Annotated in this window: 9 protein-coding genes; 3 read left to right on the forward strand and 6 right to left on the reverse strand. The window is 65.1% G+C overall.

Features of this window, described 5'->3' with window-relative positions; translation table 11 throughout:
• Positions 1-2: 2 nt before the first annotated feature.
• Genes MFF01_RS19450 through MFF01_RS19460 form a run of 3 tightly spaced genes read right to left on the reverse strand, consistent with a single transcriptional unit; the run spans position 3 to position 3,620 of the window.
• Positions 3-683, reverse strand: coding sequence for a PepSY-associated TM helix domain-containing protein (locus MFF01_RS19450; RefSeq protein ID WP_238227868.1), 681 nt, complete (start codon positions 681-683; stop codon positions 3-5).
• Positions 680-1,363, reverse strand: coding sequence for a Fe2+-dependent dioxygenase (locus tag MFF01_RS19455; RefSeq protein WP_238227870.1), 684 nt, complete (start codon positions 1,361-1,363; stop codon positions 680-682). Before MFF01_RS19455 ends, MFF01_RS19450 begins: the two co-directional genes overlap by 4 nt.
• A gap of 1 nt (position 1,364) precedes the next feature.
• The gene (locus tag MFF01_RS19460) at positions 1,365-3,620 is read right to left on the reverse strand and encodes a TonB-dependent receptor (protein WP_238227872.1); all 2,256 of its coding nucleotides are present in this window, start codon (positions 3,618-3,620) and stop codon (positions 1,365-1,367) included.
• 284 nt (positions 3,621-3,904) lie between these two features.
• On the opposite strand from MFF01_RS19460, the gene MFF01_RS19465 reads away from it, so the two are divergent.
• Positions 3,905-4,870 (forward strand): tetratricopeptide repeat protein, encoded by a 966-nt coding sequence (locus MFF01_RS19465; protein WP_238227874.1) that lies wholly within the window; start codon positions 3,905-3,907, stop codon positions 4,868-4,870.
• A gap of 261 nt (positions 4,871-5,131) precedes the next feature.
• Entirely contained in the window at positions 5,132-5,764 is a 633-nt protein-coding gene (locus tag MFF01_RS19470; RefSeq protein WP_238227876.1) for a tyrosine-type recombinase/integrase, read from the forward strand.
• Between the two features lie 202 nt (positions 5,765-5,966).
• On the opposite strand, the gene MFF01_RS19475 is transcribed toward MFF01_RS19470, so the two are convergent.
• Together MFF01_RS19475 and MFF01_RS19480 are read right to left on the reverse strand one after the other, a co-directional pair.
• Complete coding sequence (locus tag MFF01_RS19475) at positions 5,967-6,626, reverse strand: response regulator (protein WP_238227878.1); 660 nt, start codon at positions 6,624-6,626, stop codon at positions 5,967-5,969.
• Positions 6,623-8,047: a HAMP domain-containing sensor histidine kinase gene (locus tag MFF01_RS19480; protein WP_238227881.1), complete on the reverse strand. Its 1,425-nt coding sequence runs from the start codon at positions 8,045-8,047 to the stop codon at positions 6,623-6,625. The genes MFF01_RS19475 and MFF01_RS19480 overlap by 4 nt, the downstream gene beginning before the upstream one ends.
• Positions 8,048-8,251: 204 nt before the next feature.
• Here MFF01_RS19480 and MFF01_RS19485 point away from each other — a divergent pair, with 204 nt between their 5' ends.
• Positions 8,252-10,054, forward strand: coding sequence for a methanol/ethanol family PQQ-dependent dehydrogenase (locus MFF01_RS19485; RefSeq protein ID WP_238227883.1), 1,803 nt, complete (start codon positions 8,252-8,254; stop codon positions 10,052-10,054).
• A 521-nt stretch (positions 10,055-10,575) separates the two neighbouring features.
• Here MFF01_RS19485 and MFF01_RS19490 read toward each other — a convergent pair.
• A partial coding sequence (locus MFF01_RS19490; RefSeq protein WP_238227885.1) for a methyl-accepting chemotaxis protein occupies positions 10,576-10,965 on the reverse strand: 390 nt, incomplete at its 5' end.

Consider the following 10,965-nt stretch of genomic DNA (forward strand, 5'->3'; position numbering starts at 1 on the left):
CTTCACGCGTGGATGAACACGAGAGCGATGAGGAGGGGGGCCAGCAGGCCGAGCCCGACCACCGGCCAGGTCGCCGGGCGGCGGGCCGAATGGAACTGCAGCAGCACGAGGCCGGTGAGGCAGAACACGAGGCAGGCCGCCGCGAAGCCGTCAAGGAACACGCTCCAGGCGAGCCCGGTATTGCGGCCCTTGTGGAGGTCGTTGAGGTAGGAGATCCAGCCGCGCGCGGTGACCTCGTGCAGGACGGCGCCGTCCCGCCGGCCGAGGCTGACGAAGGCATCGCCGCCGGGACGCGGCAGGGACAGCAGAACCTCGTCGCGGGTCAGTTCGGCCTCGCGCCCGCCGACGGTGACACCGAGTTCGGCCGCGAGCCAGGCGCGCACGGGTTCCGGCAGGGGCGCCCGTCCGGTGGCTGGCAGGGCCGCGAGGCCGGCGGCGAGGTCCCTGGGCAGGTTCGCCTCGCGGATCTCGACCCGGGCCCGCTCCTCCAGGCGCCCGGCATGGTTGAGGGTGATGCCCGTCACGGCGAACAGCAGCATGCCGACGAGGCAGAGGCCCGAACTGATCCAGTGCCAGGCGTAGAGCTGCTTGAGCCAGAACGCCCGGCGCGCCTTGGCGGTCTTGCTGCTCTTACCCTTGGCGGGCGCCTGCGCAGGCGTCGCGTCCGTGGCGGTGCCGGTCACAGCTCGGCCCAGCGCCTCAGGAGGTTATGGTAGGTGCTCGTGAGGGCGATCACCGAGGCGTTGTCATCGGAGAGGGCGTCCCGCACGCCGGTGATGCCACGGTCGAGATCGTACAGGAGCGCCCGCGCGCCGTCGTCCTTGACCATGGATTGCGACCAGAAGAACGCCGACCAGCGCGCCCCCCGGGTGATGGGTTCGACCCGGTGCAGGGAGGTCGCCGGGTAGACGATCATGTCGCCGGCCGGCAGCTTGATCGCGTGCGCGCCGAACGTGTCCTCGATGACGAGTTCGCCGCCGTCGTAATCGTCCGGATCCGTGAGGAAGAGCGTCGTCGAGATGTCGGCCCGCATGCGGATGCCGGCACCCGGGACCATGCGGATCGCGCCATCCACATGGGCGCCGAAGCCCATGCCGACATCGTAGCGGTTGAACAGAGGGGGCAGCACCCGCAGCGGCAAGGCCACGGCGTTGAACTGGGGATTGCGCCCAAGCGCCCGCAGGATGAGGTCGCCGAGCTCGCGCGCGACAGCCGAATCCTCCGGGATCTGGAGGTTGTTCTTGGCCCGTGCCGCCTGCGCGCCGGCGGTGACGCGCCCATCGACCCACGCGCCGGCCTCGAGCCGGGCGCGGCAATGGGCGACCTCCTCGGCCGAGAGCACGTCCTTCACATGCACCAGCATCTCAGAACCGTAGTCCCGCCGAGACCAGGACCGTGCGGCCCGAGGTCGGGATGGCCCGGGTCGAGAAGGCACCGGCGTAGTTCAGCTCGTCGGTGAGGTTGTAGGCGTTGACGGCGATCCGGTAGGCGTCGGTCTCGTACGAGACGAGGGCGTCGAGGGAGAAGGTGCCGGGGATGCGGGTGACGTTGTCGCTCGCCGGGAAGTAGCCGTCGTCCACCGAGACGCCGGCCCCGATCGTGACCTTGCCCGGCAGGTCCCACCAGCGTCGACCGACCGTGGTGAGGTCGTAGGTCGTCCACATCGTGAAGGCGTTCTCGGGCACGAAGGGCGCCGTGCGGCCTGCGTTCGCCCCCGAGCGCACGGTGCCGCTGAGATGGGTGTAGCCGGCGAGCAAGCTCCAATCCTGTGTGATCTGGCCCGTGGCGGTCAGCTCGAAGCCCTCGACCCGGCGCTGCTCGCCCGCATCGAGCGCGCCGACGATGAGGAGGCCCGTCACCGGATCGACGTCGAAGCTGTTGCTCTTGTCCACCCGGAACAGGGCGCCGGCGAGGCCCAGGCGCCCGTCGAGAACGGCGATTTTGCCCCCAAGTTCGTAGAGTTCGCTCTCCTCGGGCTTCAGGGCCGCGGTGTTGACGATCTCGATGCCGGTGGAATTGGCGACGTACTGCCCCTGGGGCGAGAAGCCCTTGGCGAAGGAGACATAATAGGTCTGGTTCGGCGTCGGCTGCCAGATCGCGCTCGCCTTCGGGCTCACGCCGGTGGAGCCTGCGACCGTGTCGCGGCCGAATGTGCCGGTGGTGGTGGCGTTGTACGCGCTTACGAAGCGATCGACGCGTACGCCGCCGAGCAGGGAGAACTGCTCGGTCAACCAGACGCGATCGCTGAAGAACCCGCCGAGATTGGCTCCGTCGCCGAGGCGGCGATTATTGAAGTTGCGCGCGAGCGCGTAGCCCGTCTGCTCGAACTGCGGCGTGAGCAGACGCTGGTTGGGCCGGGTGCCCAACACCGCGAAGTTGGTGCGCGCGTCGTTTTGGTAGAACACGTCGAGGCCGGTCACCACCTCGTGGCGCAGGAAGCCGGTGTGGAACTTGGCGATCGCCGTGGTCACGTTCTGCGCGCCCCACGCGCTCTGCTCGAAGGTCTGGCCGCCGCCGGCGCTGTAGGTGACGAACGGATTGCCGCCGGAGAAGAATCCGCCGAGGCAACTCGGCGTGCCGCCCACACCGGCCGCCGTCGTGCAGAGCGGCGCCGTGGTGGAGAAATTGCGGCTGTAGAAGGCCAGCCGGCTGTCGTTGGTCACAGTCAGCCAGGGGGTGACATCCCACTTCGCCAGGGACGTCATCATGTGGACGTTGGCATCGTCGCGGTCGGTGGCGCGGGCGTAGGAGGTTGAGCGGTCGAGGCCGAACTCGGTCAGCGGTCGGGCGTAGCGGTCGCCGGGGCGCAGACCCGTGGGCACGCCGTAGTCCGGCGTGCGCTCGCTGCGCTGGAACAAGTAGTTCAGGTACAGGGAGGTATCGGTGCCGATGCCGAAGCCGAGCGAGGCAGCCAAACCCATCCGGTCGGATCGGATATTGTTCCGATCCTGGATGTCCTGCTGATGAAAGACGCCGTTGAGACGGATCGCCGTGGTCGCGTCGATGCGGCGGTTGATGTCGAAGGTGCCGCGCGCGGTCGGACCGCTGCCGCCGAGACCGTCGACGGCGGTGAAATCGGTCAGCAGCGCCTTCTTCGAGTTGATGTTGATCGCCCCACCAACGGTCCCGAGCCCGAGGGTCTCGCCGGTCGGACCCTTGATCACCGCGACATCGCCGATGTTGAAGGCGTCGCGGGCGTAGACGCCGAAATCGCGCAGGCCGTCGACGTAGACGTCGTTTTTCGCCTGGAAGCCGCGAATTCGGAACTGATCGCCGTTCAAACCACCATTGCCTTCGCCCGAACTTAAGGTGATGCCGGGCACGTTGCGTAAGGCCTGCTCAAGGGTCGTGGCCTGCTGCTGGCGGATCACCTCGCCCGGCACGACGCTGATCGCCTGCGGTGTGTCCTGGATACGACCGGGGAGGCGGGAGAGGCCAGTGCTCTCCTGAAGGGTGTTGGGCTGGCGCCCGCCCCACCCCTCGACGCTGAGCATCGGGAGTTCGGTAGCAGCCTCCTGAGCCAGAGCGTCGAACGGCAGGAAGGCTCCCAGCGTCGCTGCCAAGCCGACACCCAGGGAAGCGGTACCGCTGGGATCGCGCAGCGAGAGGGAGGCCGACATGTCTAAACTCCGGGAACAGGACAATGGGGTGTTAGACACTCACGTCCCCATGAAGCAAGTCGCGCGCGAGACATAGTCGAGCGCTGATGCATAAATGAACCAAATTAGAACGAATTTAATTTGCCATAAGACGACCAGATAAATGGAACGCCATCAGAACGCACTATGTTCGAACCGTTCTAGTTTAAAAATACATTTCTAGACTTGTTGCCGTTGACGACGTCTGGCATGGCGGCGCGCATTCGGAGGAGCCTAGCGACCGCGTGCGATGGAGTGGGAGCATCATGCGGCAACGCGACAATCCCGCCAGGCCGGCCCTGGCTATTCCCGGATCCGTAGCACCGACGCTCGCAGCGCTGCACCGCCACAGTGAAGCGGATTGGCGTCGCATCTTCGCCACGCAACCGGAACTGACCGTTGCCTGGATCGACCTCGCGGCCCGATCCGGCTTCAAGGCGGCGCAACTTGTCCTGGGGCAGATGCATCTCGACGGGCATGGTGTCGCTCGCAACCCGGCGGCGGCCTACGCATGGTTCGAAAAAGCGGCAGCGATTGGGAGTGTCGAGGCGCGCAACATGGTCGGGCGCTGCCACGAACTCGGCTGGGGCGTCCCGGTCGATCAGGCGGAGGCGCTTCGCCACTATCGAAAGGCGGCAGCGTCTGGCCTCGCCTGGGGCCAGTACAACACCGGGTGCCTACTCCTCTACGGCACGGGTGTGCGACGCGACCACCGGGAGGCTGTCCGACAGTTCCAGGCCGCGGTCTCGCAGGGACACGCGAAAGCGATGGGCCTCCTCGGGCGGTGCCACGAGGAAGGATGGGGGGTCCCCGTCGACCGAGGCCTCGCTGCGAGCTGGTATGCGCGGGGCGCCGAGGGCGACGATTGCTGGAGCGCCCTCAACCTAGGTCTCATGCTCGCCGAGGACGGAGCGCCATCTGCCGCTACAGTCTGGGCGGAACAAGCCGTTGCCACGGCAACTCCAAATTGCCTCGCGGTGATTTCAAAGACCCTGATGTCGCAGTTCGATCCAGAGCTGCAAAGGATCGGCCTCGAAGCACTTGATATAATTCAGCCCAAACATTCGAAGGCAAGTCGTTCCGAGGCTGTATCGACGGACGTTATTCATCATCCGCCAAATCATCCAACGAAACGATCAAGGAGGATCAATATCGTCGTGTCATACATTTCTGGCCTAATGTTGTTTGTAATAGCTTCTGTAGCTTATCGATGGGATTGTCTGCGCCGTTGAGGCGAGGTGAGCACCGGCTGGGTGCAGCCACCCCAGTCTACCTCCACGTCCGCTCAGGGGAACGACGCCCGTAGGCTTTTGTGGCCTGGTTGGGTCGGACGCAGCAGAGCTGCATTATAAGCTTGGCAGCCCCGTGGTTCACATACCGAACGTCGAACCGGTGATACGCAGGCTACGTTCGCAGCACCCTCTCTCTCTCTCTCTCTCTCTCTCTCTCTCTCTCTCTCTCTCTACCGGCATGGGCCGGTTGGGAGATGAAAGATGGGACATTCAGAGCACGACCCAGCATTCAAAAACCGTCGATCGTGGAACGCAGGGCGGAAGCTCGGTGCAAAACGCGCTCTCAAACCACAGCAGGTTTGGGCCATCCGTTTCTGGCTTGACGGGAAGCGACGTGTACGCGACCGCGCCATGTTCGACCTTGCCATCGACAGCAAGCTGCGCGGTTGTGACATCGTCAAATTGAAGATCGGTGAGCTTGTCAGCGGTGGGCACGTCCGTCCGCGCGTCATCGTCGTTCAGCGAAAGACCGGACGACCTGTACAGTTCGAGCTGCTTGAACCAGCACGTACAAGCATTTTGACTTGGTTGGGGTACCGAGGTGGCGGGCTTGACGATTACGCCTTTCCCAGCCGGATCGACCATGAAGCGCACATAAGCACCCGGCAGTACGCCCGTCTGGTAGATGAATGGGTGACGGGCATAGGACTACGGCGCGAGGACTACGGGACTCACTCACTACGTCGAACAAAGGCAGCATTGATCTACAAGCGAACCGGCAACTTACGCGCGGTTCAGATTCTGCTTGGGCATACGAAAATCGAGAGCACGGTACGTTACCTCGGCGTGGACGTGGAAGACGCACTCGCTCTGGCGGAAGGGACCGAAATCTGAAGCCCGGCCTCCTCGCCGGCAACGTCGAGGAGGCCACACAGGCTCCGGGAATGCAGAGCGTCTGATGTAGTTGGTTACCCCGACATGATGCCGTCCCGGACATAGGCATTCTCAAACAAACCCAGCCCTCCCGCCGCGGGTGGATTTCGGCTTGTCGGCTTTCGGGCCGGGAAGCGCAGCCTCGCGACGGTCTGCTTCTCTATCAGGTATGGTCATGGAGAACGCCCGGCCGGATAAGGCCCGCCTCGATAGCCAGCCAGACTAGATGGGCGTCGTTGCGAGCGCCGAGTTTAGCCTTGATGCCATAGTGGTAATTTTGAATGGTTTTCGGGCTGAGACTGAGCGCCTTGGCAATGGCCTCCGTTGTCATGCCGGAGGCCACGAGTTGAAGCACTTCCACCTCTCGGGGAGCGAGTTCGTCCAGCAGCGAGCGCTTGCCTCCGAGTCGTTCCGCGGCAAGCTCCTGAGCGATGTCGGCGCTGACCGCCTGTCCACCACGGACCACGAGGGCAACTGCTCGGACCAGTTCCTCGGGCGCACTGCTCTTGGTGACGTAGCCTGCGGCCCCTGCCTCGAAAGCCTTCAGGGCAAAGGCCGCCCCCTGATGCATGGTGAACACCAGGATGCGGGCACGAGGGTCCCATTGGCGGATATGCCGGACCGCCTCCAGGCCGCTCGGTCCCGGCAGGGTCAGATCCATGATCACCACCGTTGGGCTACTCGCCTTGTAGGCTCGGTAGGCCCCGGCCGCCGTCTCGGCCTCGGCCACGACGCGGTATCCCGGTTGACGCTCCAGCAAGCGGCGGTAGCCCTCCCGCACGACCGGATGGTCGTCCACGAGCAGGATCGCGGTCTCGTTCACGCGGCAAGTCCCAACGACGCCAAGTCTGGTTCAGCCGTCGGGTCGGTTCGACTGGACGGTTGGTCGGCGTTGGACTCGCACGGGATCGTCGCTTCGATGCTGACGCCGCCGGGGACGGAGTTGATGTTCAGGGTTCCACCGAGGGCCCCGATCCGCTCCCGAATGCCGAGGACGCCCTGACCGCGGCCGGTCTCCACGAGCACCGCGTCGCCCCCGCCATCGTCCACGACCGCGAGTTCTATCCGATCCGCCGTCCGAACGATCCGGACGTCCACCCGGGTCGGCCGCCCATGGCGAACGGCATTGGTGAGGCACTCCTGCACGATGCGATAGATGCTGAGGGCCATTGGTCCGCTCACCGTGGAGAGGTCGCCGGTGAAGCTCAAATTGAACGCGGCGGGTTTCGCGCTGCGTCCTGGCCACGTGGAGACGAGGCGGCGCAATCCGTGCTCCAAGCCGAACTCGTCGAGGTCCGGCGGACGCAGACGCGCGAGCGCGCCCTTCAGCGTCCCCATCATGTCACGGGTGATCCGGCCGATTGCGCGGGCGTCGTCCCGCAACACCGGGCGATCGCTGGCCTCGGCCTCGATTGTGCTCGCCAAGGCGCCTGTGGCGGTGAGGCATTGTCCGAACTCGTCGTGGAGATCCCGGGCGAGGGCGCGGCGCTCCTCTTCCTGAACGGCGAAGAGACGCCGGGTCAGGGCGGTCCGCTCGGCGGTGGTGTGCTGAAGGCGCTCGCTCAAGGCATTGACGGCTTGCGCGATGCCATCGAACTCCTGCGCCTGAAAACGGGGCAGCTTCTCGGCGTGATCGCCCCGCTCCATCCGTCCGAGACCTCGGGTGATAACCCGCGCCGGCCGCAAGGCGACACCGATCACGAGCGTGGCCAGGAGGGCGATGCCGCCGGCCATGGCGGCGGCAGCTGCCATCAGCACGCGCACCTGCCGCCAGACCTGGCGAACGGCCGCGCCCCGGTCGGGTGTCGTCACGACGGTGCCGGCTTCCCTTCGGTTCAGGGTGACCACCCGGCGGATCGGCGCGATATCGCCGAAGGCCCCGCGATAGAGCCACTCGAACCAGTCCGGGGCCGGCCCGCCGGCCGTCTCCAGGCCGCTGCATTGCTGTAGTGTCGCTTCACCGGTCCAGGTGAGAGCGACGCAGTTCCCGGGGCTGATGAAGCGCAGGGTGTGCGAGCTGCGCCAATCCGGAAAGGCATATTTGGCGAAACGCCCGGTGCTGCCGCGCCAGGTCAATTCGCGCCAGGCAAGTTCCTGCGCCTCGCGGACTACCCGGTCGGCCGATGCCGCCGTCTCCTCGCGAAGTCCCTGGTGGACCTCAGCGACGACCCATGCCGTGGCGAGACCCAGGCAGAGCAGCACCACGGCAGCCACCCGGAGGATCAGCCCAATGAAGAGATCCATACCCTCGGCGCTCCTTGCATCCCGCGAGGAAGAGGCACGCAACCGCTGGATGCTGGCAAGGTGCTCCGCCGACGATCAGGCAAAATGCCCAGTCGGGGGCGGGGATCTTGCCCTACCGGGGGGCCGGGTGGGTCCGTAGCGTCCGGTCCGTCGGGCTGCTCCGCGAGACCATCGAAGAAGGCAGCCGGCGACCGGAGGAAATCCATGAAACACGCTTGCCTTCTCGGCTTGGGCCTCGTGGCCGCGGGTGCCACCGCCGCACTGGCCAACGACGACGTGCTGAAGCGCAGCCAGGACCCCAACCAGCAGGTGCTGCAGACGCTCGATTACGCCAACACCCGCTACTCGAAGCTCGACCAGATCAATGCCGGCAACGTGAAGAACCTGCAGGTCGCCTGGAACTTCTCCACCGGGGTGCTGCGCGGCCACGAGGGCTCGCCCCTGGTCATCGGCGACATGATGTTCGTCCACACGCCCTTCCCCAACATCGTCTATGCCCTCGACCTCAACAACGAAGGCAAGATCCTCTGGAAATACGAGCCGAAGCAGGACGCGTCGGTCATTCCGGTGATGTGCTGCGACACGGTCTATCGCGGGCTGGCCTATGCGAACGGCGCCATCATCCTGCATCAGGCCGACACCACCCTGGTCTCCCTGGACGCCAAGTCCGGCAAGGTAAACTGGTCGGTCAAGAACGGCGATCCGAAGATCGGCGAGACCAACACCGCCACGGTGCTGCCGGTGAAGGACAAGATCATCGTCGGCATCTCCGGTGCCGAGTACGGCATCCGGGGCCACATCACCGCCTACGACGCCAAGACCGGCAACCGCCTTTGGCGCGGCTACAGCGTCGGAACGGACGAGGACATGATCGTCGATCCGGTGAAGACCACCTCGCTCGGCAAGCCGATCGGCAAGGATTCCTCCCTGAAGAGCTGGGAAGGCGACCAGTGGAAGACCGGCGGCGGGGCGACCTGGGGCTGGTACTCCTACGATCCGAAGCTCGACCTCATCTATTACGGCACCGCCAATCCCTCGACGTGGAACCCGAAGCAGCGTCCGGGTGACAACAAGTGGACCATGGCGATCTTCGCCCGCAACCCCGATACGGGCATGACGAAATGGGTCTACCAGATGACCCCGCACGACGAGTGGGACTACGACGGCATCAACGAGATGATCCTCACGGACCAGAAGGTCGACGGCAAGGATCGTCCGCTCCTCACCCATTTCGACCGTAACGGCTTCGCCTACACGTTGGACCGTGCCACCGGCGAGGTGCTGGTGGCGGAGAAGTTCGACCCGGTGGTGAACTGGGCCTCCAAGGTCGATCTCGACAAGGCGTCGCCCACCTACGGCCGCCCTCTGGTTCAGGCCAAGTATTCCACCGACCAGAATGGCGAGGACACCAACACGAAGGGGGTGTGCCCCGCCGCCCTCGGCACCAAGGATCAGCAGCCTGCCGCCTTCTCGCCGAAGACCCAGCTCTTCTACGTGCCCACTAACCACGTCTGCATGGATTACGAGCCGTTCCGAGTGAGCTACACGCCGGGCCAGCCCTATGTCGGTGCGACGGTCTCGATGTATCCGGCCCCAGGCAGCCACGGCGGCATGGGCAATTTCATCGCCTGGGACAACCTGAAGGGCCAGATCAAATGGTCGAATCAGGAGCAGTTCTCGGTTTGGTCGGGGGCTCTCGCCACGGCCGGTGACGTGGTCTTCTACGGTACCTTGGAAGGTTATCTGAAGGCCGTCGACGCCAAGACTGGCAAGGAACTCTACAAGTTCAAGACGGCTTCGGGGATCATCGGCAACGTGATGACCTACACCCACAAGGGTAGGCAGCACCTCGCCATCCTGTCGGGTGTCGGCGGCTGGGCCGGCATTGGCCTCGCGGCCGGCCTGACCGACCCGAATGCCGGCCTCGGCGCGGTGGGTGGCTACGCTGCCCTGTCGAGCTACACCAACCTCGGCGGTCAGCTCACGGTCTTTACGCTGCCGAACTGACGGATCTGGCGAGACGCATCGGCTCCGTCGGAGCCGATGCGGACAGTTTCCCCGGCGCGCCAACCGCGTCCCGGAGAAGTGGCGTGTCGCCCTCGCGCCAAGGACGAAGAGGGCCGTTTGCGACAGTGACTGATCCGAACCTCCGTGTGGCGTACGTCCTCCAACCTGTTGTCGCGCGGACATGGATCGGCGGGCTTTCGAGCCCGCCTTTTTTATGGGCTATAACACGATTGCCGAGATCCAATCGCAACTTCCGGCGAACGTCCGCTTCCAAGGCCGATAAAGTTCGACTGCTACGGCGAGGTTGGGTCGTCACTTGCCGGTCCGGTGTACAAATGATTCGGGTGGTTTACTGCCGGTCTGCTTCCGGGCAGTGATCGATTGAAGCGGACATCGCATCCGTGCCCGCTCACGACCCTTTGAAGGCCCTCGGAAAGTCCGCTTTGCACCAGCTTGGTAGAGGATAACCTACGTCCGGGTTAGGTTGGAGCGGACCCCGCCCGCGCGCTCGCCTATGGTGATTAGGCGAGTGCACGGGCAGCGAGGCTGACCGCATGGACCGATGCATCGACGTCGTTGGCCGCCCGGGCGATGCCGTCCATGGTCTGGCGGACGAGCTCAACGCTCTGGGCGGCATTCTGCATGTTCACCGACATGTCGTGGGTCACTGCAGCCTGCTCCGTCACCGCCGAGGAGACGCTGAGTGAGATCTCGCTGAGATGCCTGATGGTCCGGCCGATGGCCTCGATGGCGTGTACCGCCTGATCCGTTGAGGTTTGCACCGCCGCAATCTGGGTACCGATCTCCTCCGTGGCGCGGGACGACTGGTTGGCCAGCGCCTTCACCTCCGCGGCGACGACGGCAAAGCCCCGGCCGGCTTCACCGGCCCGTGCCGCCTCGATGGTGGCGTT

Origin of the sequence: Methylobacterium adhaesivum, assembly GCF_022179065.1 — a bacterium.
Classification (GTDB): Bacteria; Pseudomonadota; Alphaproteobacteria; order Rhizobiales; family Beijerinckiaceae; genus Methylobacterium; species Methylobacterium adhaesivum.

Bases quoted from the DNA above. Each gene is read 5' to 3' on its own strand.
- MFF01_RS19460 (WP_238227872.1), bottom strand. From the start codon at position 3,620: ATGTCGGCCTCCCTCTCGCTGCGCGATCCCAGCGGTACCGCTTCCCTG.
- MFF01_RS19480 (WP_238227881.1), bottom strand. From the start codon at position 8,047: ATGGATCTCTTCATTGGGCTGATCCTCCGGGTGGCTGCCGTGGTGCTG.
- MFF01_RS19455 (WP_238227870.1), bottom strand. From the start codon at position 1,363: ATGCTGGTGCATGTGAAGGACGTGCTCTCGGCCGAGGAGGTCGCCCAT.
- MFF01_RS19470 (WP_238227876.1), top strand. From the start codon at position 5,132: ATGGGACATTCAGAGCACGACCCAGCATTCAAAAACCGTCGATCGTGG.
- MFF01_RS19485 (WP_238227883.1), top strand. From the start codon at position 8,252: ATGAAACACGCTTGCCTTCTCGGCTTGGGCCTCGTGGCCGCGGGTGCC.
- MFF01_RS19465 (WP_238227874.1), top strand. From the start codon at position 3,905: ATGCGGCAACGCGACAATCCCGCCAGGCCGGCCCTGGCTATTCCCGGA.